The organism is Actinoallomurus sp. NPDC050550 (assembly GCF_040655075.1).
Classification (GTDB): domain Bacteria; phylum Actinomycetota; class Actinomycetes; order Streptosporangiales; family Streptosporangiaceae; genus Actinoallomurus.
In genome coordinates this window covers 15669-41215 of the sequence record NZ_JBFAJC010000023.1, presented here as the reverse complement: position 1 = coordinate 41215, position 25547 = coordinate 15669, and the positions used below count along the sequence as shown (strand labels likewise).

At 71.3% G+C, this 25547-nt stretch carries 20 protein-coding genes; 10 read left to right on the top strand and 10 right to left on the bottom strand.

Annotation, left to right across the window (positions count from 1 at the left end):
• Positions 1-12: 12 nt before the first annotated feature.
• Together AB0I04_RS28735 and AB0I04_RS28730 are read right to left on the bottom strand one after the other, a co-directional pair.
• Positions 13-1983 carry a glycoside hydrolase family 97 catalytic domain-containing protein gene (locus AB0I04_RS28735; protein WP_360890946.1) on the bottom strand — a complete coding sequence of 657 codons (1971 nt, stop codon included), beginning with the start codon at positions 1981-1983 and terminating at the stop codon, positions 13-15.
• 147 nt (positions 1984-2130) lie between these two features.
• A complete protein-coding gene (locus AB0I04_RS28730; RefSeq protein WP_360890943.1) occupies positions 2131-3558 on the bottom strand; it encodes an MFS transporter in 1428 nt (475 codons plus the stop codon).
• Between the two features lie 72 nt (positions 3559-3630).
• On the opposite strand from AB0I04_RS28730, the gene AB0I04_RS28725 reads away from it, so the two are divergent.
• The gene (locus AB0I04_RS28725; RefSeq protein ID WP_360890941.1) at positions 3631-4611 is read left to right on the top strand and encodes a helix-turn-helix domain-containing protein; all 981 of its coding nucleotides are present in this window, start codon (positions 3631-3633) and stop codon (positions 4609-4611) included.
• Between the two features lie 55 nt (positions 4612-4666).
• Here AB0I04_RS28725 and AB0I04_RS28720 read toward each other — a convergent pair whose 3' ends face one another.
• The 4 genes from AB0I04_RS28720 to AB0I04_RS28705 form a co-directional block, all read right to left on the bottom strand.
• A complete protein-coding gene (locus AB0I04_RS28720) occupies positions 4667-5008 on the bottom strand; it encodes a cupin domain-containing protein (RefSeq protein WP_360890938.1) in 342 nt (113 codons plus the stop codon).
• A 32-nt stretch (positions 5009-5040) separates the two neighbouring features.
• Positions 5041-5652: a TetR/AcrR family transcriptional regulator gene (locus AB0I04_RS28715; RefSeq protein WP_360890935.1), complete on the bottom strand. Its 612-nt coding sequence runs from the start codon at positions 5650-5652 to the stop codon at positions 5041-5043.
• The gene (locus tag AB0I04_RS28710; RefSeq protein ID WP_360890932.1) at positions 5649-6866 is read right to left on the bottom strand and encodes an acyl-CoA dehydrogenase family protein; all 1218 of its coding nucleotides are present in this window, start codon (positions 6864-6866) and stop codon (positions 5649-5651) included. Before AB0I04_RS28710 ends, AB0I04_RS28715 begins: the two co-directional genes overlap by 4 nt.
• A gap of 130 nt (positions 6867-6996) precedes the next feature.
• Positions 6997-8007, bottom strand: a complete 1011-nt coding sequence (locus tag AB0I04_RS28705) for a LacI family DNA-binding transcriptional regulator (RefSeq protein WP_360890929.1) — start codon at positions 8005-8007, stop codon at positions 6997-6999.
• Positions 8008-8189: 182 nt separating this feature from the next.
• Here AB0I04_RS28705 and AB0I04_RS28700 point away from each other — a divergent pair, with 182 nt between their 5' ends.
• The 7 genes from AB0I04_RS28700 to AB0I04_RS28670 all read left to right on the top strand — a co-directional run bounded on the left by AB0I04_RS28700 (position 8190) and on the right by AB0I04_RS28670 (position 17919).
• Positions 8190-9599, top strand: a complete 1410-nt coding sequence (locus AB0I04_RS28700; protein ID WP_360890927.1) for an L-fucose/L-arabinose isomerase family protein — start codon at positions 8190-8192, stop codon at positions 9597-9599.
• Complete coding sequence (locus tag AB0I04_RS28695; protein WP_360890924.1) at positions 9596-12043, top strand: glycoside hydrolase family 172 protein; 2448 nt, start codon at positions 9596-9598, stop codon at positions 12041-12043. Before AB0I04_RS28700 ends, AB0I04_RS28695 begins: the two co-directional genes overlap by 4 nt.
• Complete coding sequence (locus tag AB0I04_RS28690) at positions 12040-13632, top strand: sugar ABC transporter ATP-binding protein (protein WP_360890922.1); 1593 nt, start codon at positions 12040-12042, stop codon at positions 13630-13632. Before AB0I04_RS28695 ends, AB0I04_RS28690 begins: the two co-directional genes overlap by 4 nt.
• Positions 13625-14806, top strand: a complete 1182-nt coding sequence (locus AB0I04_RS28685) for an ABC transporter permease (RefSeq protein WP_360890919.1) — start codon at positions 13625-13627, stop codon at positions 14804-14806. Before AB0I04_RS28690 ends, AB0I04_RS28685 begins: the two co-directional genes overlap by 8 nt.
• Complete coding sequence (locus AB0I04_RS28680) at positions 14803-15795, top strand: substrate-binding domain-containing protein (RefSeq protein ID WP_360890915.1); 993 nt, start codon at positions 14803-14805, stop codon at positions 15793-15795. Before AB0I04_RS28685 ends, AB0I04_RS28680 begins: the two co-directional genes overlap by 4 nt.
• A 105-nt stretch (positions 15796-15900) precedes the next feature.
• Entirely contained in the window at positions 15901-17379 is a 1479-nt protein-coding gene (locus tag AB0I04_RS28675; RefSeq protein WP_360890912.1) for an FGGY-family carbohydrate kinase, read from the top strand.
• Between the two features lie 297 nt (positions 17380-17676).
• Positions 17677-17919 carry a hypothetical protein gene (locus AB0I04_RS28670; RefSeq protein ID WP_360890909.1) on the top strand — a complete coding sequence of 81 codons (243 nt, stop codon included), beginning with the start codon at positions 17677-17679 and terminating at the stop codon, positions 17917-17919.
• Between the two features lie 290 nt (positions 17920-18209).
• On the opposite strand, the gene AB0I04_RS28665 is transcribed toward AB0I04_RS28670, so the two are convergent.
• Genes AB0I04_RS28665 through AB0I04_RS28650 form a run of 4 tightly spaced genes read right to left on the bottom strand, consistent with a single transcriptional unit; the run spans position 18210 to position 21976 of the window.
• The gene (locus AB0I04_RS28665; protein ID WP_360890906.1) at positions 18210-18812 is read right to left on the bottom strand and encodes an ATP/GTP-binding protein; all 603 of its coding nucleotides are present in this window, start codon (positions 18810-18812) and stop codon (positions 18210-18212) included.
• A complete protein-coding gene (locus AB0I04_RS28660; RefSeq protein WP_360890903.1) occupies positions 18793-19167 on the bottom strand; it encodes a DUF742 domain-containing protein in 375 nt (124 codons plus the stop codon). The genes AB0I04_RS28665 and AB0I04_RS28660 overlap by 20 nt, the downstream gene beginning before the upstream one ends.
• A 6-nt stretch (positions 19168-19173) precedes the next feature.
• Positions 19174-19599, bottom strand: coding sequence for a roadblock/LC7 domain-containing protein (locus tag AB0I04_RS28655; RefSeq protein ID WP_360890900.1), 426 nt, complete (start codon positions 19597-19599; stop codon positions 19174-19176).
• Positions 19600-19621: 22 nt separating this feature from the next.
• On the bottom strand, positions 19622-21976 hold the full coding sequence (locus tag AB0I04_RS28650) for a nitrate- and nitrite sensing domain-containing protein (protein WP_360890897.1): 2355 nt from the start codon (positions 21974-21976) through the stop codon (positions 19622-19624).
• Positions 21977-22371: 395 nt separating this feature from the next.
• Between AB0I04_RS28650 and AB0I04_RS28645 the strand changes: the two genes are divergently transcribed.
• Both AB0I04_RS28645 and AB0I04_RS28640 read left to right on the top strand, forming a co-directional pair.
• Complete coding sequence (locus AB0I04_RS28645; RefSeq protein ID WP_360890894.1) at positions 22372-23403, top strand: glycoside hydrolase family 6 protein; 1032 nt, start codon at positions 22372-22374, stop codon at positions 23401-23403.
• Positions 23404-23959: 556 nt separating this feature from the next.
• Positions 23960-25483, top strand: coding sequence for a class F sortase (locus AB0I04_RS28640; protein WP_360890892.1), 1524 nt, complete (start codon positions 23960-23962; stop codon positions 25481-25483).
• Positions 25484-25547 lie beyond the last annotated feature (64 nt).

Here is a 25547-nt window from a genome sequence, read left to right as displayed (position 1 = left end):
GCGAGGGGGCGGTCAGCGGCGTTCGAAGCGGATGGCCTGCCCGCCCGATGGCGCGAGGTCGAGCCGCAGCGTGTCGCCGGCTCGGACGGTGCGCTCCGACAGCACCACCGGCGTGCCGTGGGGAGCGCTCCCAGGCGCGCCGTCGGCGTACACGTGCGCCTGCCATTCGCCGTGCTCCAGGAAGTCGGTGCCGACCTCGATGGTGCGGGCCTGTTCGTTCGTCATGGCGCCCAGGAACCAGGTGCCGCCGTTCCGGCGGGCGACGACGACGTGCTCGCCGATCTCACCGCTGAGGGCCCGGCTCTCCTGCCAGGTGGTGGGGACCGCGTCGAACCACGACAGCTCCGGATACCCGGTGGCGAACTGGCTCGGCTTGGCGTACCAGTAGATCCACTCCAGCGCGCTGTAGTAGACGGCCGCCATGGCCAGCTGGTGGGCGTTGGTCGTCTGGTCGCGCGACTGGGCGTAGCAGATCGTGTAGTCCATCGGGCCGGCCACGTTCCGGGTGAACGGCAGCGTCACGTTGTGGGTGGCGGTCGGGAAGTGCTCGTTGCCGCGGACGCCTTCCATCGTGATGTAGTTGGGCAGCGTGCGCTCCAGGCCGGCCGGCCGCAGGTCGTCGTGGGTGTTGACCAGCAGCTTGTGCTCGCCGAACGTCCGGATGGAGTTGAGGATCCAGTCGTTCTGCTCCTGCGTGCCCTCGAGGAGGAACCCGAACTTCACGCCGGCCACGCCCCACTGTTGGTAGAGCGGCGCGATCTGGTCGAGTTGGCGCTCGGCCGCGATGCGGTTGACGTAGAGGATCACGCCGATGCCGTGGCTGCGGCCGTACTCGATGATCTGCCCGAGGTCCAGTGCGGGTATGGGCTTGGTCGCGTCCGAGCTCGGGCTGTTCTCCGGGCCGTACCAGCCGGCGTCGAACTCGACGTACTGCAGGCCTCGTGCCGCGGCGAAGTCCACGCCGGCCAGCCCTTCGGCCGTGGTGAGGTTGCAGCGGAACGCCTTGCCGGGTTTGATCCAGGACGTGTCGGCCAGCACGCTGGGCCGCGCGAGGGTGGTCACCAGGTCGCCGCGGTCGACCAGGTCGGCGGCGCTGCCGCCCACGATGAGGGTCCGCCACGGGGTGGCGAACGGCGTGGCGACCGAGAACGACGACTGGATCGGCCCGCCGCCGCGCTGCGCGGAGGTGGCCAGGTACGACACGACGGTGTCGGCGTCGTCCGGCACCGAGGCGAGCAGCAGCCGCGGGTAGTGTTCGCGCGCCGACTCGGCGATGCACGCGGTGCCGCCGTCGGCCAGTCGCACGGTGACGGGGATGTCGGCGAGGGAACCGTTGTCACCGGCTCCGTTGCTCGAGACCGGGATCGCGCCCGGGGACACCGCGCTGTAGTCCGACTCGTCGCGGCTCGCCCACAGCACGGCTCCGGTGGGGAAGCGGAAGCGGGTCTGTTCGGCGGCGATGGTGACGGCGTCTCCAGGAGCGTTCCGCAGGAGGTAGCGCAGCGCGACGCCGTCGTCGTAGGCGCGCAGGATGACGCTGAACGCCGTGTTCGTCGCCGGATCGACCAGGTCGACCTGGAGTTCGGCGCATTCCTCGGTGAGCCGTTCCCGCCGCCCGTACGCCGGCGTCCAGTGCCCGTGGATCCGGTCGCGGCGGAATCCGGTGAGCGTCGCGCCGGGCCCGAGCACGGCGCCCGAGTCCAGCCGCAGCCCGAGCGTCGACGGCAGCAGCACGGGCCGCCTGTGCAGGTTCACCGCCCAGGTCAGGCCGGCCGGTCCCCACGCCAGCCGGGCGTGTAGTCGCCCACCCGGTGAGATCACGGACCACGACCGTCCGGGGGGATCCGTTTCCTCGGCCGTGGCCGTCCTCGCCGTCGCGATCCCGGCGGCGCCGGCTCCCGTGGCGATCGCGCCGGCCAGCAGCGCGCGTCTCGTGAGTCCGACGCCGGGCATGGTCGAGCCCGTATCTGAGTCCGCCCTCATGACGCCAACTCCCTGGTCACGCCTGCCGCTCCCGGAGGCACCCGGTTCAGATGGCGATAATTAATGCCCAAATACACGCAAACTGTCAATAAGGAAGGCGTATGAACATATTTCGCACATTTTCCAACATAGAAAACGTTTGCTGTCTCAACGATCGGCTTCCTGGATCGCTCGGCCGGCCTCTCGCTCGAGTTCCGCGAGCACGGCGCCGTCGGCCCGCCGCCCGGCGACACCGAGCGCGGCGAAGCCGGTCAGGCCGGCGGTGATGAGGACCACGAGCCAGGCGCGGTGGAAACCGGCCATGCCGGTCGTCCGGTCCGCGCCGAGCACAGCGACGAGCACGGCCACGCCAAGGGCGGAGCCCAGCTGGCGCGCCATGGACAGCACCGCGGATCCCGACGCCAGATCGGCACGCGGGACCGTGTCGGCGCAGGCGAACAACGACGGCTGGATGAGCGCGTTCGCCAGACCCCAGAGCAGCATGCCGGGCAGGACCACACCCCGGTAGGCGGGGGCCGCCTCGGCGGTGAGCAGCGGCCAGGCCCCGGCCATCGCGAACAGGAGCGCGCCCGCCAGGATGGTGTTCCGCTTCCCGAAACGCGCCGACAGCCGGCCGGAGAAGGGCGACACGACGCCGGCCGCGAGCGGTCCGGGTGCGATGCCGAGCGCGGCCCGGACGACCGAGAAGTGCCACTGCTCGGTCAGCAGCAGAGTGGTGCCGAGGAGCATCGCGGCGAAGCCCACGTAGTACGTGACCAGTCCGGCGGCGCCGGCGCTGAACGCCCGTACGGAGAACAGCCGTGGCTTCACCACGGGATCGGGATGGCGAAGGATGTGCGCGACGAACGCCGCTGCCAGAACGAGCCCCGTCGTCAGCATCGTCCAGGTCCACGCCGCGGGCCAATCCTGGATCTCGGTCAGCGCCGTGCAGACGAGGCCGATGGCCCCGAGGGCCAGGAGCATTCCCCACGGGTCGACGTGCCGGCCGGTTCCCCGACCGCCGCTACGGGGCAGGACGACGACGCCTGCCGCCAGGGTGGCGAGGACGAGGGGAACGTTGATGAGGAAGATCCAGCGCCAGTCCCACTCGACGAGCAGCCCGCCGAGCACCGGACCGCCGCCGGCCGCCGCCGCTCCCACGGCGGCCCATATCCCCACCGCCGTGCCCCGCCGGTGCTCGGGGAACGCCGACAGCGCGAGCCCGAGCGAGGTGGGCATGAGCACGGCGGCACCGGTCGCCTGCAGCGCCCGGAAGGCGATCAGGGTCGGCAGTGTCGGGGCCAGCGCGCAGCCGAGCGACGCGATGCCGAAGAGGATCAGACCGGCCAGGAAACCCGCGCGGCGGCCGACGATGTCGGCCGCGCGCCCGGCCGGGACGAGCAGAGCCGTGACCACGATGGCGTAGGCGTCCAGGATCCAGGAGACCTCCGGCAGCGTCGCCGGGGAGAAGTCGCACCGCAGTACCGGAAGCGCGATGTTCGCCACCCACAGGTCCAGGATCGTGAGGAACTGGGCCGCGCACACGACCGCCAGTACGGCGCCCGCCCGCCGCCGGATGTTCGCGGATTCGGTCATACATCACAGGCTCCCGATGACCGGGCCGTCAGGGCCAGTGGCAAGAATGACGATAACCGCTAAAATAGTGACATGGCCGCTAGAACCGTGGCGTTGGCCGTCACCGAGGATGTGCCGATCTTCGAGGCCGCCATCCCGTGTGAGGTGTTCGGGCGCGCCCGCCCCGATCTGGCCGACCCCTGGCTCTACGACTTCCGGATATGCGCCGCCGAGCCGGGCCGCACCACGCTCGGGGCCGGCTTCGTGGCGGGCACGACGCACGGCCTGGATCGGCTGGCCGACGCCGATACCGTGATCGTGCCGGCCTGCGCCGACGTCCATGACGCCCAGCCTCCCGACCTGGTGGAGGCGGTCCGTGCGGCCCACCGGTCCGGAGCGCGTGTCGTGTCGCTCTGCTCGGGCGCGTTCGTTCTCGCCGCCGCCGGGCTGCTCGACGGCCGGCGCGCCACCGTCCACTGGATGTACGCCGACCTTCTGGCGAAGCGATTCCCGAAGGTCACCGTCGATCCCGGCGTCCTCTACGTCGACGACGGCGACGTGCTGACCAGCGCCGGCACCGCCGCGGGCATCGACCTCTGCCTGCACCTGGTCCGTCTGGACTTCGGCGCCCGGATCGCCAACCTGCTCGCCCGGCGGCTCGTGGTGCCCCCGCATCGCGCGGGCGGCCAGGCCCAATATGTGGAGACCCCCCTGGCCCGGCAGGACGACGACGGCCTGGCCCCGTTGCTCCACTGGGCCGCCGAGCACCTCGACAAGCCCCTCACCATCGCCGACCTGGCACGCCGGCAGCACGTCACCCCCCGTACGCTCATCCGCCGCTTCCACGCGGCGACGGGGACATCACCGCTGCGGTGGCTGCTGGCCCAGCGTGTGCAGAGGGCACGTGAACTGCTCGAGTCCACGTCCGAGCCCTTGAGCCGCGTCGCCGAGCGCAGCGGCCTGGGCGCGGAGGCGAATCTGCGCCACCACTTCACCCGCCTGGTCGGAGTGTCCCCAGGCCAGTACCGGCGCACGTTCAACCGGAGGTCTCCCTCTCCGCGCGCCGGTGACTGACGGGTGTCCGTACCCGGGCGGACGGCCCCGGTTCGAATCGACCGCGCAGAGAGGCTCAGGTCCCGTTCGGCAGCTTGACCACGGTGAGGAGGACGGCCGAGTCCTCGAGCGCCTCGAGGCTGTGCCGGGCGTCGGGCACGGCGATCAGGTCACCCGTCCGGCCCTCCCAGTGGTCGCCCCCGGCGACGAGCCGTACCCGGCCGCGCAGCACGTGCACCGTCGCCTCCCCCGGGCTCGCGTGCTCGTCCATCGTCGAACCGGCCGTGAGCGCGACGACGGTCTGCCTCAGCGCGTGCTCATGGCCTCCGTACACGGTCGTGGCGCTCCGGCCGGCCGCCCCTGCGCCGGCACGTTCGAGCTGTTCCCGGCTCACCGCGTCCAATGAGAGTTTCCGCATGTCCTCCATCTACCGCGGTGGCGGCGAAAGATTCATCGGCTTTCGGACACGCCGCTCCCGGTCCGCAGCCCGTCGAGGAAGAGGCCCACGTAGTAGTCGCCCAGGGCCACGGCGTCGAGCGGCCCGTCGGGGTGCCACCACGTGCTGATCTGGTGGACCGCGCCGAAGAAGAAGTTGACGGCCAGGTCCGCCGGGACCCCGGCCTGGAACGTCCCCTCCCGCTGGCCTTCCTCGACCAGCGCGCGGACGCATTCGTGGTAGCGGCGCCGCTCCGCGCGCACCGCCTTCTGCTTCTCGGCCGGCAGCAGGTGCATGGAGCGGAAGAAGACGGTCACCTCGTCCAGGTGGGCGAGGCTCGTCTCGATCACGTCGACGGCGGCGGCGCGCAGCCGCTCCTCGGCCGGCCCCCGAGTGCTCGCGAACCGCTGCAACCGCTCCGTCTGCAGCGCCAGCAGCCGGTGGTAGATCTCGTACAGGAGGTCGTCCTTGGCGGCGAAATAGTGGTACATCGCCCCCTTGGTCACCCCGGCGGCCGCGACGATCTCCTGCACGGAGGTGCCTTCGTAGCCGTTCTCGGCGAACAGCCGGGTGGCCACCGCCAGCAGCCGCTCCGGCAGCGGGCGGTCGTCGCCGGAGGCCATCATCTCCCCCGGTAGGGGGCCAGCTCGCGGCGGGCGATCGACCGCTTGTGAACCTCGTCGGGACCGTCCGCCAGGTGCAGGGTGCGCACTCCGGCCCACAGGTCCGCGAGCGGGTAGTCCTGCGAGACGCCGGCGCCGCCGTGCGCCTGGATCGCCCGGTCGATCACCCAGCTCGCCATCTCCGGCACCGTCGCCTTGATCGCCGAGATCTCCACGCGGGCACCCTTGTTGCCGACGGTGTCCATCAGCCAGGCGGTCTTGAGGACCAGCAGGCGGGCCTGCTCGATCCGGATGCGCGCCTCGGCGATCCAGTCCTGCACGACGCCCTGGTCGGCGATCGGACCGCCGAAGGCGGTCCGGGACACGACCCGCTCGCACATGAGCTCCAGCGCCCGCTCGGCCATGCCGATGGCGCGCATGCAGTGGTGGATCCGCCCAGGGCCCAGTCGCTCCTGCGCGATGCGGAATCCCTCGCCCTCGCCTAGCAGGACGCCGGCCACGGGGACGCGGACGTCCTCGAAGTCGATCTCGGCGTGGCCGCCGTGGGTGCCGTCGTCGTACCCGAAGACGGTCAGGCCGCGCTTGATCGTGACGCCGGGCGTGTCCTTCGGCACGAGCACCATGCTCTGCCGGCGGTACGGCGGGGCGTCCGGGTCGGTCACGCCCATCACGATGAGGATCTCGCAGGCCGGGCTCATGGCGCCCGACGACCACCACTTGCGGCCGTTCAGGACGTACGTGTCGCCGTCCCGCTCGATGCGCAGGGAGATGTTGGTGGCGTCGGAGGACGCGACGGCCGGCTCGGTCATGCAGAACGCCGAGCGGATCGCGCCGTCCAGCAGCGGCTCCAGCCAGCGTTCCTTCTGCTCCGGCGTGCCGAACAGGGAGAGGATCTCCATGTTCCCGGTGTCGGGGGCCGCGCAGTTGAGGGCGACCGGGGCGATGTGCGGGGACCGGCCGGTGATCTCGGCGAGCGGGGCGTACTGCAGGTTGGTCAGCCCGGCGCCGTGCTCCTTGTGCGGCAGGAAGAGGTTCCACAGGCCGCGTTCGCGCGCCTCGGCCTTGAGGCCCTCGATGACCGGCGGCGTGGTCCAGGTGCCGGCGCGCTCGGCGGCCTGCGCGGCGAAGACGGGCTCGGCGGGATGGACGTGGGAGTCCATGAAGTCGAGCAGCCGATCACGGTACTCGATGGTCGTCTGGTCGAATCCGAAGTCCATGTGCCGTCCCTTCGCGAGCCTGTCGCCGCGCCCGGCCGCCGTACGGGCAGGGCCATACCGACTGGTCGGTATGACGACCGTAAGCAGTACGGCCGGGCCGCGTCAACGCTCGTTCCGCCCTGCCGTGCGTTCATGCCCGTTCGCGGAGCGAACTCTCACGGATCTTCAGCTCCGCGGACAGCACGATGTGGCGGACGGGGAAGGTCTCGCCGACGATCCGGCGCAACAGCAGCTCGGTGGCCTGCCGCCCGATCTCGTACGTCGGCTGGCTGACGACGGTGAGCCGGGAGCGCATGTCGAGCGCCGGGGTCATGTCGTCGAAGCCCACGAGCGCGATGTCGTCGGGGCAGCGCACCCCGGCCTGGTCGAGCGCGTTGACCGCGCCGATGGTCATGAGGTTGTTGGCGACGAACAGGCCGTCCGGGGCGTCCTTCAGCGCCAGCAGGCGCTCGGTGGCCTCCCGGCCACCGTCGATGCGGAAGTCACCGCCGACGATGAGCTCCCGCTCGACCGGGAGCCCCGCCTCCTTGAGCGCCGTCTTGTACCCGGCGAGCCGGCCCTCTCCGGTCGTCGTCCCGGGCCGGCCGGCGACGAAGCCGATCCGGCGGCAGCCCTGCTCGATCAGATGCCGGGTCGCCTCGATGGCCGCTCGCCGGTTGTCGACCACGACCCGGTCGACGGCGGCCGTCCGGAGCCGGCGGTCGATCGTCACCACGGGGATGCCGCGCTCGACGAGTACGTCGATCCGAGTGTCGGTCACCGAGGCCGGCGAGAGGAGGACGCCGGCCATCCGCTCGGCGGCGGCCACCTCGAGGTAGCGCTGCTCCTTGCGCAGATCCTCGTCGGCGTTGGCCAGCACGACCGAGTAGCCGGCCTCGTTGGCCCGGTCCTCGACCGCTCGGACCATCCCGGTGAAGAACGGGTTCGTGATGTCGGAGATGATCAGCCCGAGCACCGTGGTCGCCCGGGTGCGGAGGCTGCGCGCCTGGCTGTTCGGCCGGTAGTCCAGCGCCTTCACCGCCGCCAGCACGCGGTCCTTCAGCTCCGGCGCGACGGTCTCCGATGTATTCAGTACACGCGACACGGTCGCAGGTGAGACCTTCGCCGCCCGAGCGACGTCGCGAATCGTCACGTGACCCATTGATCAGCCCCTACTCCGTGTCCCGGTTCATTGTCCACGACCGCTCGGCGGGGGGTTGACAGACCCAGCACGAGGTTCTACGTTCCGAGAAATCGATTTCAGAAATCGATTTCTCGCACTCTACAGCACCCGGTCGTGAACCGACCCCCCACACGGTCAGAACGATTTTCGGAGGTCAAGACGTGGCGCGAATCGGTCTACTCAGCATGTCCGACGGGCGTGACTTCGTCGCCCGCGACATCGCCGACCATGTCGGCGAGTCCACACGTGTCCTCGCCGAGGTCCTGCGCGCGGAGGGTCACGAGGTCGTCGTCGCGCGGGAGACGATCTGGACCAACGAGCTCGCCACGGCCGAGGCGCGGTGGGTCGCCGCCCACCAGCCCGATCTGACGATCTTCAACTACTCGGTCTGGGCGTTCCCGCACTTCACGATGCTCGCCGCGGACGCCACCCCGGGCCCGCTGCTGCTCGTCGGCAACATCGACCCGCAGTACCCCGGCATGGTCGGCATGCTGGCCGGCGGCGGCGCCCTCGACCAGGTCGGCCGCGTGCACGCCCGGGTGTGGGGCGACCCCGCCGACATCAAGGACCGCATCCTCACGCAGGTCCGCGCCGCCACCGCCGTGCGCCGGCTGCGGGGCTCGACGTTCGGCCGGATCGGCGGCCGCCCGATGGGCATGTACACGGCGGTCGGCAACACCGACCAGTGGATGCGGCAGTTCGGCGTGGACGTCGAGGAGATCGACCAGTGGGAGATCGTCCGGCGCGCCGAGAAGGCCGACGCCGCCCGGGTCGCCGCCGGCCGGGCCTGGCTGGAGAAGCACGGCAACGTCCACTACGACGGTGACCGGCTGACCCCCGAGCTCCTCGAACGCCAGATCCGCTCCTACTACGCGATGCGCGAGCTGATCGAGGAGTGGAACCTCGACTTCTCCGGCATCAAGGGCCAGCCGGAGCTGACCACCCACTTCACGACCATGGACGTCACCGAGGCGTTCCTCAACGACCCGTACGACTGGGAGGGCGCGAAGGAGACGCACGTCACCGCCACCGAGGCCGACATGGACGGCGCGCTGACGATGCAGATCCTGAAGCTGCTCTCCGGCGATCCGGTGCTGTTCGCCGACGTCCGGCACTACCACGCCGCCAAGGACGTCTGGGACCTGTGCAACTCCGGCCAGCACGCGACCTGGTACGCCGCGCGTTCCGCCGACCCGGCGGAGAACCTGGCGCGCACCCACTTCCACCCCGAGGTCTTCTACTTCCCGGCCGGCGGCGCGTCCGTGCACCACCTCGCCGCGCCCGGTGAGGCGACCTTCGCGCGGCTGACCCGCCACGACGGGCGGTACCGGATGCACGTCATGCGCGGCGCGTTCGAGCAGTACGACGAGGCGACGAACGAGGCGATGATGCGGCAGTCGACCTACGAGTGGCCGCACGCGTTCGCCCGGCTGCGCGTCGGCGCCGACGAGTTCCTGTCCCGTTTCGGGGCCAACCACATCCACGCCGTGCCCGGTGAGTACGTCGCCGAGCTGCGTGCGGTGTGCGAGCTCCTCGACGTCGACTTCGACGGCTTCGGAGACGTGTCATGAGACGGCCCTCGATCCTCCTGCCGGCCACCGGCGCGCTGGTCGCCGGCCTGCTGGTCGGCGTCACCGGCCCCGCCGGCGCCGCCCCGTCGCCGGCCTCGGCCGACGCCAAGGGGCCGGTCGGCTGGGACGTCTACCGGCACCTGGACCGGCTCCCCGAACTCACCAGCGGGGTGCGTACCCAGCAGTTCTCCAGCTTCGACCGGACCGGCGGCAACGACGACGGCTTCGACGGCCGGTACTCCTGCCTGCGCACCGCCGCCGACGGCTGCGTGATCGCCGAGCACTCCGGGCCCGGTGAGGTGGACGCGATCTGGTTCACCCGCGACAACGGCGACGTGCGGGCCACCGGTGACATCACCATCACGCTGGACGGGCGCGACGTCGTGCACGCGCCCCTGCAGGACCTGGTGGACGGCAAACTCGGCGCGCCGTTCGTCCACCCGCTGGTCGCCAACGCCGACCAGAGTTCGGGCGGCGTCTACGTCGAGGTGCCGATGGCGTTCCGCCGGTCGATGCGGATCACCACCCAGCACAACCCGATCTTCTACCACGTCACGTACCGCACGTTCGCCGACGACCGCGGAGTGAGCACCTTCGACCCGTCCGACAAGGCGGCGGACGTGATCGCGACCCTGCGGGCCGCCGGGACCCGGGATCCGAAGCCGGCGTCGCCCCATGCCGTCACGGAGCGCACGCCACTGAACCTCGCCCCCGGGGCCACGGCGCGCCTGGCGCGCACGACCGGTTCGGGTGAGCTGACCGGGCTGCGGCTGACACTTCCGCAGGCCGAGCAGGTGATCCCCAAGATGGTGCGGGACGACGGCCGTGCCTTCGGCCGGAACGGCTCCAGCACCTTCACGGTCGCCGTGGACCCGGCCAACGACGGTGTCCGGCTCACCCGCCGCTACGACCCGGAGATCGGGCATCAGGTCGCCACGGTGTCGGTCGACGGACAGGAGGTCGGCCGGTGGGGCCCGACCGAGCCTCGTGGTGCCGGGCAGTGGGCCGAGGAGTCGGTCGAGCTGCCGGCGAGCGTCACCGCCGGAAAGTCCCGGCTCACCATCACCAACACGTTCGTCTCCTCCGACCTGGACTACAACGAGTTCACCTACTGGGCCGACGGCCACGTCAGCGGCGGCCTGAAGCGCACCGACACCGTCGACGTCGGCAACGCCTCCGACGAGGCCGCGCACCACTACGCCATCGCCGGTCAGACCTGGCACGGCGACCGCACATTCGCCTACCCGTTCGACGCCGATCAGGCGGCCAAAGCGCGCACCGCCCGGCAGCTGCTGCAGGGCCTGCGGCTGCGGATCACCTTCGACGGCCGGCGGACGGTCGACTCTCCTCTCGGGGAGTTCTTCGGCTCCGGCTTCGCGGTCGCACCGGTTCGCTCCCTGTTCACCGGCATCGATCCGGCCGGGCACGCCTACGCCGCCTGGTGGCCGATGCCCTACCGGAAGGGCGCGACCGTCGAGTTGTACAACGGCTCGCCGCTCGCCGTCACCGCGGGTGAGGCCAGCGTGAGCTCGGCCCATCGGGCCGTGACCGGGGACGGCTACTTCGGCGCCCAGTCGCGCTCGGGCGCCACCGAGCAGGGCGCGGACTGGCCGTACCTTCAGGCGACCGGGCAGGGCAGGTTCGTCGGGGTCAGCGCGAGCATGCAGGGCCCGGCGAACCGCGGCTTCCTCGAAGGCGACGAGCGCGTCTACACCGACGGCGCGCGCAGCCCGCAGATCCACGGCACCGGAACGGAGGATTTCTACCAGAGCGGCTGGTACTTCAACCGCGACACCTACACCGAGCCGTTCAACGGCGACCCGGCCCACCTGACCGCCACGACCGGCTGCGCGGCGGATTCCGACTGCACCGGCGCGTACCGGCTGATGATCGGGGACGCGGTGCCGTTCGGTTCCGCGATCACCTTCGGCATCGAGCACGGGCCGGTCGACGACGTCGCGGCGAACTACTCCACCACCGCGTTCTGGTACGGCGCCACGACGCCGTCGACCCGGAACACCGACACGCTCACCCTGGGCGATCCGGCCAGTGAGAAGGCGCACGGTTACACCTCCGCCGACCCCGGCCCGGTGGCGAACCTGAGTTCGACGTTCGAGGGGACCGGTACGGCGCTCACCGCGGCCACCCGGGCCACGACGGCACCCGTGACCTTCCGGCTCGCGGTCGACCCGGCGAACCGGGGCGTCGTCCTGCGGCGCACCGGTGATCAGAGCACCGCGTACCAGCGTGCCCGGGTCAGCGTCGACGGCCACCCGCTCCAGGACTGGCTGCAGCCGCTCGGCAACACCACTCACCGCTGGCTCGACGACGCCTACCAGCTGCCGGCGAGCGTCACCGCCGGAAGGCGTGTCATCACGGTGACCCTCACCCCGGCCGGCACGGCGTGGTCCGCGGCCTCCTACGGCGCCTGGAGCATCCGATGAGCGACGACGTCGTGCTGCGGATGCGCGGCATCGCCAAGAGCTTTCCCGGCGTGCGGGCGCTGTCCGGCGTCGACCTGTCGGTGCGCGCCGGCGAGGTGGCGGCGCTGCTCGGCGAGAACGGCGCCGGCAAGTCGACGCTGATGAACATCCTCGCCGGCGTGCACGCCGACTACGAAGGCGTCATCGAGGTGGGCGGCGAGCCGGTGACGATCCACTCCCCCAAGGACGCGCAGCGGCACGGCATCGGGATGATCCATCAGGAGCTGAACCTGGTCCCGGAGCTGTCCATCGCGGACAACATCTTCCTCGGCCGCGAACCCCGCACGCCCTGGGGCACCCGTGACCGCAAGGCCCTCCACGCCCGGACCGCCGAGTTGCTCGAGGGACTGGGCCTGCGGCTGAGCCCGCGGCGGCCGGTCGGCCGGTGCCGCATCGCCGAGCAGCAGCTCATCGAGGTGGCCAAGGCCCTCAGCCTGAACGTGCGGATCCTCGTCATGGACGAACCCACCTCCGCGCTGGCGGACGCCGAGGTACACCGGCTGTTCCAGGTGATCCGCGACCTCACCGGCCGAGGCGTCGGCGTCATCTATATCTCGCACCGGCTCGAGGAACTGGAGGAGATCGCCGACTCGGTGACCGTGCTGCGCGACGGCACGTACGTCGGGCGCCGTGCCATGGCGGAGACGACCCGGCCCGAACTGATCCAGATGATGGTGGGCCGCCCGCTCGGTGACCTGTTCCCGCGCGACCCCGCCGAACCTCATGACGGCGACTCGGCGAGCGACCCCGGTCCTGGCGGGCGCCACGACGGCGTCCGGCTCAGGGTCGAGGGGCTCGGCCTCTCCCCCGACGGCGGCCGTACGGCCCTGCACGACGTCGGCCTGGCCGTACGCCCGGGAGAGATCGTCGGGCTGGCGGGGCTGATGGGGGCGGGCCGTAGCGAGATCCTCGAGGCGCTGTTCGGCGCGTACGGAAGGGTCCGGGGACGGATCGAGCTGGACGGCCGGCCCTACCGGCCCCGCTCGCCCCAGTACGCCATCCGGCGCGGCCTGGCGCTGATCGCCGAGGACCGCAAGGCGCAGAGCCTCGTCCTGACCAACACGGTGGCGTTCAACACGAGCCTCGCGGCGCTCGGCAGGTTCTCCCGGCTGTTCGTGAACCGGCGGCGCGAACGCGCGGCCGTGGCCGAGAAGATCCGCGAGCTCCGGGTCAAGACGCCGGGCCCGAACGCGATCGTGAACAACCTCTCCGGCGGCAACCAGCAGAAGGTGGTGCTCGCCAAGTGCCTCCTGACCGAGCCGAAGGTGCTGCTGCTGGACGAGCCGACGCGCGGCATCGACGTCGGGGCGAAGGCGGAGATCCATGCCCTGATGAGCCGGCTCGCCGCCACGGGGACCGCGCTCCTGGTGGTCTCCTCCGAGCTCCCGGAGCTGCTCGCCATGTGCGACCGGATCCTCGTGCTCTGCGAGGGACGGATCACCGGGGAATTCCACCGCGACCCGGCCGACGGGCCGAAGGCGACGCAGGAGGACATCCTCGCCGCCGCCATGGCGCGTCAGGCCGTGCTCGCCGGAGTGACCAATGACTGAGACGACGGACAAGGGGGCTCGCGCGATGAGCGAGGACGGCGCGGCCGGGACCGCGCTCGGAGGAGCCCGGCCGGACCTGAGGACACGACTCGGCCGGCTCCTGCCGATGCTCGGCTCGCTGCAGGGCTACATCGGGCTCGTGCTGGTGATCGCACTCGGGCTCGCCACGAAGGGCGAGGTCTTCTGGAACCAGACGAACCTCACCAACTCGGTCGGGGCGTTCGCCTCACGGGGCATCCTCGCGGTCGGGGTGACCCTCGTGATCCTGACCGGCGGCATCGACCTGTCGGTGGGCTCGATCCTCGGCATGGGCTCGATGGTCTCGGCGATGATGCTCGTCCATCACAACCTGACGCCGTGGGAGATCGTGCCCATCTGCATGCTGGTGGGCGCGTTCTTCGGGCTGTGCAACGGCATCGGCTCGACGTGGTTCCGCATTCAGTCGTTCGTGATGACCCTCGCGATGCTGTCGGTGGTCCGCGGCCTCGACCGCCAGTACAGCGACAACGTCAGCGTCGGCACCCAGGTGGTGAACGACCAGGGCCACCTCACCCCGCACGCGGCGGCGTTCCAGGGCCTCGGCACACCGGGGCACAACGTGCTGACCGGCGTCCTCGGGCAGGGGATCTACTATCCGGTGCTCGCGCTGGTCGTCGTCTGCGTCATCTTCCAGCTGATCCTCTCCAGGACGCGCTTCGGGCGTCACGTGTACGCGGTTGGCGGCAACGCGACCGCCGCCCGCCTGTCGGGCGTCAACGTCACGGCCGTGACGATCACGGTGTTCGTGCTGTCCGGCATGCTGGCCGGCTTCGCGGGCCCGATCGACGCCGCGTACAGCGCCTCGGCCGACCCCCTGGCCGGCCAGTCCTATGAGCTGGACGCCATCGCGGCGGCCGTCATCGGCGGCACGAGCCTGGCGGGCGGCAGGGGCACGATCGCCGGCACGTTCGTGGGCGCCCTGATCCTCACGCTGCTGGACAACGTCCTGGGGCTCAACGCGGTCAGCGACAACTGGCAGCTCGTGATCAAGGGCCTGATCGTCGTCGTGGCGGTCGTGCTGCAGCGGCCCGGCTTCTTCACCGCTCTCATCACCCCGATCAGGCGCCTGGTCGGTTCCTCATCCCGAGGTTCCTCGCCCCAAGGTTCCTCATCCCGAGAAGGAGACGAACAGTGAGATCAGTTCTTCGTTACGCCGCCGCGGCCGCGGCGCTGGCGGTGATCGGCGCGGGCTGCGCGTCGAAGGCCCCGTCGAGCGGCGGCACCGCCTCCGGCGGGAAGAAGGAATTCGTCATCGGCTACGCGCAGTCCAACAACGCCGAGCCGTACCGCGCCCAGCTGAACCTGCAGCTGAAGTACTTCGTGAAGCAGCACCCCGGGCTGAAGCTGCTGCCGATCTCCGACGCCCACCAGTCGAGCGCGACGCAGGTCAGCCAGGTGCAGAGCTTCATCCAGCAGAAGGTGGACGTGCTCATCGTCTCGCCGAACGAGCCCGCGCCGCTGACCGCGGCCGTGCAGCAGGCGTGCCAGGCGAAGATCCCCGTCATCATCCTGGACCGCAGCGTCAACACCGACTGCTACACGTCCTTCATCGGCGGCGACAACTACGAGATCGGCAAGAAGGCCGGCGAGGAGGCGGCCAGGGAACTGCCGAACGGCGGCAACGTCGTGGAGCTTCGCGGCATCCTGTCCGACCAGCCGCAGATCGACCGTGACAAGGGCTTCCGCGACGCCATCGCGGCGAACCCCAAGATCAAGATCATCGCGGGCCGTGAGGCCAAGTGGCTCAAGGACGACGCCGTGCCGGTCATGCAGCAGTGGCTCTCGAGGTACCCCAAGATCGACCTGGTGTACGGGCACAACGACCCGATGGCGCTCGGCGCGTACCTCGCCGCCAAGGCCCAGCACCGCGAGGGCCAGATCAAGTTCATCGGCATCGACGGCCTGGCGATCCCGGACGGCGGAATCCGGGCCGTCCAGCTGGGCGAGCTGTCCAGCACGTTCGTCTACCCGACCGCCGCGAAGGAGGCCGCTGAGACCGCCGACGCCATCGCCCACGGCAGGCCGGTCCCCAAGAAGCAGGTCCTGCACACGACGCAGGTGACGAAGGACAACGCGGCGGATCTGTACAAGCAGTACGACATGTCCGGCAAGGCCGGCGGCTGACGGAGGACGGCACGGACGACGCGGCCGGTCGTACGGCCGGCCGCACCAGGGCTCGCCGGTTCAGGGAACCGACGGGCCCCGCCGATTCACGTGAAGGGGAACGGGATGGAGCTTCTGCTCGGAGTGGACGTCGGCACGTCGAGCACCAAAGGGGTGCTCACCACTCCCGACGGGACGGTCGTCGCGACCGCGGTCCGCGAGCACACCGTGTCGAGCCCGCAGCCAGGCTGGGCCGAGCACGACGCCCACGACGTGTGGTGGTCCGGGTTCCGGGAGGTCACCCGGGAGCTCCTCGCCTCACACGACGCGGCGCGGGTGGAGGCGGTGGGCGTCAGCGGGATCGGGCCGTGCGCGCTGCCGGCCTCCGCTGCAGGCGGCCCGCTACGGCCCGCGATCCTGTACGGCGTCGACACGCGCGCCGTCGCCGAGATCGACGAGCTCACCCGCCGGTACGGCGCCGAGGCGATCGTCGAACGCGGCGGATCCCCGCTGACAACCCAGGCCGTCGGCCCGAAACTGGCCTGGCTCCGGCGGCACGAGCCCGACGTGTGGGAGCGGACGCGCCGGCTTTTCATGGCGAGCTCCTTTCTCGTACACGAGCTCACCGGCGAGTACGTCCTCGACCACCACTCCGCGAGCCAGTGCACACCGCTGTACGACAGCCGGGAGCACGCCTGGATCGACGGCTGGGCGGCGGAGATCGCGCCCGGCCTGGAGCTGCCGCCGCTCCGCTGGCCCGGGGAGATCGCGGGCACCGTCACCGCGTCGGCGGCGGAGCGGACCGGCCTGCGGCCGGGCACGCCGGTCGTCACGGGGACCATCGACGCCTGGGCCGAAGCGGTCAGCGTCGGAGTGACCGACCCCGGCGATGTCATGGTGATGTACGGCACGACGATGTTCCTCATCGAGGTCCTGGCGCAGCGGCGCGCCTGGCCGGCGCTGTGGGGAACGGTCGGCGTCACACCGGGCACCTATGACCTGGCGGCCGGGATGGCCACGTCCGGAGCGGTCACCGGCTGGCTGCGGGACCTGACCGGAGGTTCGTACGCCGAGCTGACGGAGGAGGCGCGCGCGGCCGGCGCCGGAGCGGGCGGCCTGCTGATGCTGCCGTACTTCGCCGGCGAGCGGACGCCGCTGTTCGATCCGGACGCGCGCGGGCTCATCCTGGGCCTGACCCTGCGTCATCAGCGCGGGCACCTGTACCGCGCGGCCCTGGAGGCCACGGCCTTCGGCGTGCGTCACAACCTGGAGACGATGCGGTCGGCCGGCGGCGCGGCCAAGCGCCTGGTGGCGGTGGGCGGCGGCACTCAGGGCGGACTGTGGACGCAGATCGTCTCGGACGTGCTCGGCCGGCCGCAGATCCTGCCGTCCGTGACGATCGGCGCGTGCTACGGCGACGCCCTGCTGGCCGGGCGGGCCGTGGGCCTGTCCGCCGGCGAGTGGAACCCACCCGCCGGCGTCGTCACCCCCGACCCGGCGGCCGGGGAGACGTACGACGAGTTGTACGGCCTGTACCGCGACCTCTACCCGGCGACGCGCGGCGCGGCCCACGTCCTGGCCGCGCTGTCGCGCCGCATGGCGTGAGCGGCGTGCTCACCGGTGGAGGCCGTGCCCGCTAGTAAACGGCCGTGCTCACTGGTGGAGGCCGTGCCCGGTCTCCTCGTCGCCGCGGTCCACGTCGAGCCCGACGATCGAGGCGCACCGGCAGCAGACCCATTCGGCGACGACCGACTCGGAGTCCATGTCACGCGTACGGTAGGGCTTAGCGATCTTTCTGCGGCGCATTCCGTGGCCACACGTCGAATGCACCAAAAGACCACAATTCGGACAGGGCCACACATCGTCGCCTGGACGTTCGCAACCGGGACAAACGGGGCCATCATGATCGACATGAACGGCGATCGACGCAAGTTCGGAACGCCAGTCACGTTCGAGATCAAGGTATTCGTCGGCAGGCCAAGAATGATCAGCCAGCCAGGCGAGGTATTCCTCGTCGCCGGGGGGCAGGACAGCGGTCATCGACTCGGGGTACCCGTCCTCCGGCTCAGGGGCGGGCGCCACGGACCGGCGACGACCCCGGACGGCGAGTATCAGGGACACGAGGGCGAGCAGGGTGATCCATAGGAAGATGTTCACATTCCCACATCCGCGGAGGCACTCAAGGCAGCGATCACGCGGCAGGGCGGCAATGCGAGGGGAAGCACTGCGGTACCCAAGGGTGGCGTCCTTTCATGAGTCGCTGTCGGGGGGGCGCAAGCGATCATGCATGCGGGCCATAAAACGGTAGAACAGTACCGAATCCAGCTCGGCCATGGAAATCGATCAAACAATTTCTGATCGTTACCGAGACGATGTTCAAATAATGAATCTTCCGTCTCGTTCCCTGGTCCCTGCGGCGTCGGTGCGGCGCGCCGTCACCTCGCCGGGGCTCGCCGGCCGGCGAGCCGCAGCGCGTGCTCGACGATCGAGACCAGCACCAGCTTGGCCGACTCGCGGCGCCGTACGTCGCACAGGATGATCGGCACCTCGGAGTCGACGTCGAGGGCCGCGCGGACCCGGTGCACGTCGTACCGTGGCGCGCTGTCGAAGCAGTTGACGGCCACGACGAACGGCGTCCCGCGCTGCTCGAAGTAGTCGATCGCCGCGAAGCTGTCGGCGAGCCGCCGGGTGTCGGCGACGACCACCGCGCCGGCCGCGCCCTTGGCGAGCTCGTCCCACATGAACCAGAAGCGCTGCTGCCCGGGGGTGCCGAACAGGTACAGCGCCACGTTGTTCCGGAACGTGATGCGCCCGAAGTCCATGGCGACCGTCGTGGTCTCCTTGCCGGCGACCCCGAAGGTGTCGTCGACGCCGACCCCCGCGCTCGTGAGGACCTCTTCGGTGCGCAGCGGCCGGATCTCGCTGACCGTGCCGACCAGTGTCGTCTTGCCCGCTCCGAACCCTCCGGCGATGAGGAGCTTGATAGCCACCGGTGACTCCGGCGTGCCGACGGCCGGTTCAAAGTGTGTATAGCTCATTGAGCACTGCCCTGAGTATCCGTTCGTCGTGCGCGTACACGTGCGCCTGCGGAGGCCGCACGCTGATCAAGCCCCAGTAGTGAAGATCTCCCAGCAGGACACGGACGACGCCGAGGGGCAGTCCGAGGTCGGAGGCGAGATCGGCGACCGTCACCGGCCGCCGACACAGGCCGAGCAGCCGCAGGTGCTCCGGATCCAGCCACCGCCGGTCCTCCCGCGCCGGCGCCCGGCCGACGATGACGGCGAGCATGTCCAGCGTCTCCCCGTACTCCCGGGTCCGGCCCCGGCTCACCGCATAGGGTCGGACGATCGGGCCCGCCGCGTCGTCGAACCACCGGCGCTTGGGCGCGGTCAACGGGGATCACGCTCCCCCCGGCATTCCGTCCGGTCTACCGGCCGTCGACCGCGCGCCGGTGGCCAGGTGACGCCGCACCCGCTTGACCAGCCGCGCCATCTCGTACGCGATCAGTCCGATGTTCGCGTCGCCTTCGCTGACGACCGCCAGGCACGTGCCGTCTCCCGCCGTGACCACGAACAGGAACGCCTTCTCCAGCTCGATGACCGTCTGGCGGATGCCTCCGCCCTCGACGCGCTCGCTGACCGTACGCGCGAGCCCGTGGAGTCCGGCCGCCAGCGCGGCGAACCGCTCGGCCTCCGCCGAGTCCATCCCGCGGGACATTCCCATGGGCAGCCCGTCCCCGGTGAGGATCATCGCCTGCCGCACGCGCGCGACGCGTCCCACCAGATCGTCGAGCAGCCAGTTCAGCTCACCCGTCGTATCCAGCATTCGCCCACTCCCCACTCGCCGGTCATTCGTCCAGGTCCGGAGCCTCCCGGCCGCGCTGCCATCCCTGCTGCAGGGATGACATCAGCGACCGGGTCTCCTCCGGCGGACGGGTCGTGGCGGCGCCGCCGGCCGGCGGCGCGGACCAGGTCGACTCGTCGCGCAGCTGGGGCGCCAGGTTGGTCTGGCGGACGCGCTTCGGCAGTTCGGGCGCGTCGTCATCGGTCCAGCCCTCGTGCGGCGGCTGGACGTCCTCACCCGCCCAGCCGGACGCGGCGAAGTCCGGGGACTCCCAGGCGCCCCCACCGGACCACACGGGGCCGTCGGCCCAGTGGTCGATCGCCGGGGCGGCGAGCTCAAGCGGCGCGGTCAGCGAGGGCGGCGGTTCGACGGGCGGCTCGACCTGCACGACGGAATGCCAGGCCGCGTCGATGGGCGACTCGTCGGCCCAGGTCTGCTCGTAGTCGCCGCCGTCGTCACCGGCCACCAGCTCCGGCGGGATCAGCACGACCGCCCGGACGCCCTGGTAAGGGGACCGGCCGAGGGTGACGCGGATCCCGTGCCGCTCGGCGAGCCGGCCGATGATGAACAGGCCGAGCCGGTCGCTGTCGAGCAGGTCGAACTCCGGAGGGTTCGACAGGCGCCCGTTGGCCTCGGCGAGCTCCTCGTCGTTCAGGCCGATGCCCCGGTCCTCGATCTCGACGGCGTAGCCGTGGGCGACGAGCTCACCCCGGACCTGCACCTGCGTGGTGGGCGGGGAGAACGCCGTGGCGTTCTCCAGCAGCTCGGCCAGCAGGTGCGTCACGTCGGCGACGATGGCGCCGTCGAGCGCGGCCGGCGTGGCGGCCTCGACGTCGACCCGGGTGTAGTCCTCGACCTCGGCGACCGCCGCCCGCAGGATGTCGCGGATCCCCACGGGGTTGTGCCAGCCGCGGGCGGGCGCTGCTCCCGACAGGATCGCCAGGCCCTCGGCGTGGCGCCGCATCCGGGTGGTGAGGTGGTCGAGGGCGAACAGGTCGTCGAGGACGTCCGGGTCGCGCGCCTGCTTCTCCATCGTGTCGAGCATGGCGAGCTGGCGGTGGAGCAGCGACTGGTTCCGCCACGCGAGGTTGAGGAAGACCTGGTTGATTCCCTTCCGCAGGCGCGCCTCGCCGACGGCCGCCTCGACGGCGGTCCGCTGCAGGGTGCTCAGGGCGTCCGCGACCCGGGAGACCTCCTTGCTGCTGCCGACCTCCACCGGCGGGCTCTCCGCGGCGACGTCCACCTCCTCGCCGCCGCGCAGCCGCTTGATGACCTGCGGCATGCGTTCCTCGGCGAGGTTCAGGGCCGCGCGCTGCAGGCCGGACATCTCCCGCGTGAGCGCGCGGCCGAACAGCACGGACACCAGGATCGAGATCGCCATGGCGAAGAGACCGATGCCCGCGGCGAGGTAGAGCAAGAGGACGATCCGGTCACCGATCGGCTTGGCCTCGTTGGTCAGCGCGGTACCGGCGTCGATGGTCGCCTTCGCCCACGAGGTCATCAGCGGAGTCACCGTTGGCTGCCAACCCGCCGCCGTCTGCGCCGGCAGCCGCCCGCCGCGCGAGTCGATGATCGCCTGCTCCAGCGCGCGGAACGTCGTGAAGGACGAGGAGTCGGCGACCTCGTCCCACGGCGTGCGCAGCGAGGGCTTCAGCTCCGCACGCGCCGCGTCGAAGAGGTAGCGCTCGTTGTACGCGCTCTGCGTGAACATGGCGTACGCGGGAGCGGTGAGCTTGTGCCTGCCGACGAGCGCCGAGGTCACGATGGCGTCCTCGCGCATCACCAGCTCGCGCGCCATGGTCGAGGAGACCAGCGCCGTGCCCTGCTGGTAGATCTCGGAGTCGTTGATGACGATCATGGTGCTGAACACCCGGATCACGGACTCGATCAGGGTGTCGTAGTCACCGATCATCCGCAGGCTGTCCAGCGACCCGGAGTCGACCTGACCGCGCAGGCCGGACAGCCCGTCGAGCTGCGTCCACAGGTCGCTCAGCCGCTGTTCGGTCGTGGGGCTGATGGAGCGCCGGGCGCTGTCCGACAGCACCGACTTGCGGAGGGCCGCCTGCGCGGCGTCGGCGGCGGCCCGGCCCTCGGTGACCTCGTTCCGTCCCTGCCGGCCATGGGTGCTCAGCAGGACGGCGGAGGCCACGCGCTCACGCTGCAGCATCGCCGACAGGGCGGCGCCGGGCAGCGCGACCTTGTTGTACGCGGTCGACGCCTCGTACTTGTTCAGGGCGTCACGCGACGTGAGGAACGCGGCGAACGCCCACAGCCCGGCCAGACAGACGAGGGGCACGAGGACCATCACCAGCAGCCTCGTCCGCAGGGACCACCTGCCGGAACGCTTAGGGGAACGCATGAAGGGCCTCACCGGTCTCCGCGGGCATTACATGAATCAGATTCAAGATCCCTAACCGGCTCAAATGGCACCACAGATGCCGCGTTCGTGGCAATAGCCCCCCTGGGCCATCCCGGTACCCACTCATTCGTCACGGTGCGTGATTAATGAGACGAATGACCGTTTCTGTGACGCAAGGAAAATTCGCGGCAACCTTCTCAGACCCCCAGGCGACTGGAAGGGCGGAGCGTGGCCGCCATGGTCGCCGCCCGGCCCGGCGACCACGCTCCGTCGCCGCTCGCCCCCTCGGGGCGGGCGGTCTTTTGGGCGATATTCCGGAATCCGGCCGACACGGCCGCTAGGGTCCCTCAAGATCAAAAACGCTGCCTCGGGGGCATCCGCTGAGGAGGAAACGCATGAAACGCGCGTTGCGCCGCGACGGCATCGTCGCGCTCGCGGCCCTGGCCGCACTCGCGACGTCCTGTTCGCCCGGTCATCCGGCCGGCGCGACCGCCGGGCACGAACGGGCCGCCGACGCGGCCGGAGGGGTCGCGGCCGCCGGGAGCCCGCTCACGTCGACCAAGGGCTTCTACGTCGACCCGGGTTCCAACCCCGCCACCTGGGTCAAGAACCACCGCGGAGACTCACGGGCGAAGCGCATCAACGCCTCCATCGCCACCAAGCCGATGGCTCGCTGGTTCGGTAACTGGAGCGGCGACATCACCAAGGCAGTCTCCGGCTACACGGCGGCGGCCAAGGCCAAGAAGAAGCTGCCGATCCTCGTCGCCTACAACATCCCGGGCCGGGACTGTGGCGGGGCGTCCTCGGGCGGCGCCGGGAGCGCCGCGGCGTACCGGACGTGGATCGCGAAGTTCGCCGCGGGCATCGGCGGCCGGCCCGCCGTCGTCGTCATCGAACCGGACGCCGTGGCACAGGTGGACTGCCTGCCGAACGACGGCGAGCGCAAGACGCGCCTGTCGCTGCTGAGCTACGCGGCCGCCCAGTTCAAGGCCAAGGCACCCAACACCTGGGCCTATCTCGACGCCGGAAACGCCAAGTGGATCCCCGCCGCCACGATGGCGCAGCGGCTGCGGTCCGCGGGTGTCGGCAGCGTCCGCGGCTTCGCCGTCAACGTCTCCAACTACTACACGACCGCCCAGTCGGCCTCGTACGCGAAGGCCGTCAACGCGGCGCTCAAGTCGAAGTACGGCTACACGCGCCACTTCGTCGTCGACACCAGCCGGAACGGCAAGGGTTCCAAGAACGGCGAGTGGTGCAACCCGGCGGGCCGCAAGCTCGGTACGCCGTCCCGCACCGGCGGCGGCGCGGAGATGCTGTTGTGGGTCAAGGTCCCCGGCGACTCCGACGGGCCCTGCGGGGTCGGCAAGGGCATCCCTGCCGGCCAGTTCAGCCCGGACCTCGCCATGCACCTCATCAACGGCGGCTGACCGACTGTTAGGGCTCCGGCGACCGGCCGCGGCGCGTGCCCGCCACCGGTCGCCGGCCCGCGCCGGGCCCGTCGGTCGCCCGCCCCGCGCCCGCCCCGCGCCCGCCCCGCGCCCGGCCCGTGCCAGGTCCGCGCCCGGCCCGGTCGGTCGCCGCCCCACGCCCGCCCCACGCCCGCCGCGCGCCCGCCCCGCGCCAGGTCCGATCGGTCCACTGGCCCGTTCCCGGCCCGCTCGTGGCCGGGTGTCCGCGCAGCGGCCCGGTACGGACCCGATCGGAAGCGAGGACGCTGACGCGATCCCGGAAAGTGGCGACACCGGCCCGATCGGAGGCGAGGACGCCGACGCGGTCCCGGGGAGTGGCGATACCGGCCCGATCGCGGCCGGGAGCGGCCAGCGCGGGAAGAGGGCATCAGCCCGATCACGGGACATGACGGCAATCCGTGAGGAAGACTTCACGCAGAGCCGAACCGACCGGGTCATCCCGGTCGCGTCCGCTCTCTCGTCGATGTCATCAGCCCGCGCCGGTCGCGGGCGCGAGCCTGTCAGGAGACCGTCCATGACCACCCGCCCCCCGCAGCCGTCCGGCCGGAGCCTCATCGGGCGTGGCTCCGTCCTCGTCGCCGTCACCGTCTTAGGTGTCGTGCTGCCGGGGTCGTCCTCCGCTCTCGCCGCCCCGGGCGACGGCTACCTCCGGCTCGCGCACCTGTCGCCGGACACACCCGCCGTCGATGTCTACCTGTACGCCGCGGGACGGACCACGCCGCGGCTGGTCCTGAAACACGTGGGCTACGGCGATCTCTCGCCGTACCAGCGGCTCAGCGGCGGCGCCTACACCGTCGCGATGCGGCCCGCCGACGCGGCGGCGTCCAGCCCGCCGGTCCTGTCGGCCCGCGTCCGCGTCCGCGCGCGGGAGGCCTACACCGTCGCCGGCCTCGGCCCGTACAAGGGAATCACGCTCAGGGTCCTGGACGACGCGCTCGCCGTACCGCCCGGACGTTCGGCGCTGCGCGTCATCGAGGCGTCGCTCAAGCGGCCGACGGTGACCGTCACCGCCGATGACCGGCCGCTCGCCGACGGCCTCCGGTTCCCCACCGTCACCGGGTACCGCCCGATGCGGGCGGGCACGACGACCGTTCGCGTCGCGAGCGCGTCCGGGGCTCCGCTGACGGCACGGCTGTCGCTGCGCCCCGGTTCCATCCACACGCTCGTGGTGCTCGACGGGCCGTCGGCGCCCCGGCTACTCGACCTGCGCGACGCCACCGCGCCGCGCCGGACGCCGCGCGGCAGTGTCGAAACGGGCCTCGGCGGCCTCGCCGGACTCGCCGGTCCGGTCGCACCGCCGCCGTGGGCGACCTCCGCCCGGCTGCTCCCGCTACCCGACGGCCCGCCGGGCGAAGCCCCAGCGCCCGCCGCCCCGCCGACCGGAGTCCCGCCGACCGACGGCCCGCCGACCGAAACCTCGGCGCCCGCCGCCCCGCCGACCGGAATCCCGTCGTCCGGAATCCCGTCGCCGGGAGTCCTGCCGCCCGCCGCGCCGCGGGCCGGGACTCCGCCGACCGCCGTCCGGCCGGCCGCCGGGGAACCGCCCGCAGCCCTCTCGCCCGCCGCCCCGCCGAACGGCAGCCGGTCGGGCGCGTACGCCGAGCCGGTCATGTTGCGGATCCCCGCCCTCGGCGTACGGACCATCCTGGAGCGGTTGCCGACGGACCGGGACGGCCGCCTCCAGCCGCCTCGGGACCCCGCGCGCGCCGGATGGTTCGGTGATGGCATCCGTCCGGGCGCCCCCGGGCCCGCCGTGATCGCGGGACACGTCGACTCCCGCACCGGCCCGGCCGTCTTCACCGGCCTGGGGTCCCTGCGGCCGGGCGACCGGATCCAGGTCACCGACGCGAAGGGCCGGGTCGTGGCCTTCACGGTCGACCGTGTGCGGTCGTACCCGAAGACGGAGTTCCCGACGAAGGACGTCTACGGGGCCACCCCCGACCCGCAGTTGCGCCTCATCACCTGCGGCGGAGCGTTCGACCCGGCGTCGGGACACTACCGGCGCGACGTGGTCGTGTACGCGAGTCTCGCCCCGTGACGCCTGACCGCCGGCCGTCGCCGCTGCGGCGGCCGGCGGCCCGCCGGGGAAGACCGGCCCAAAG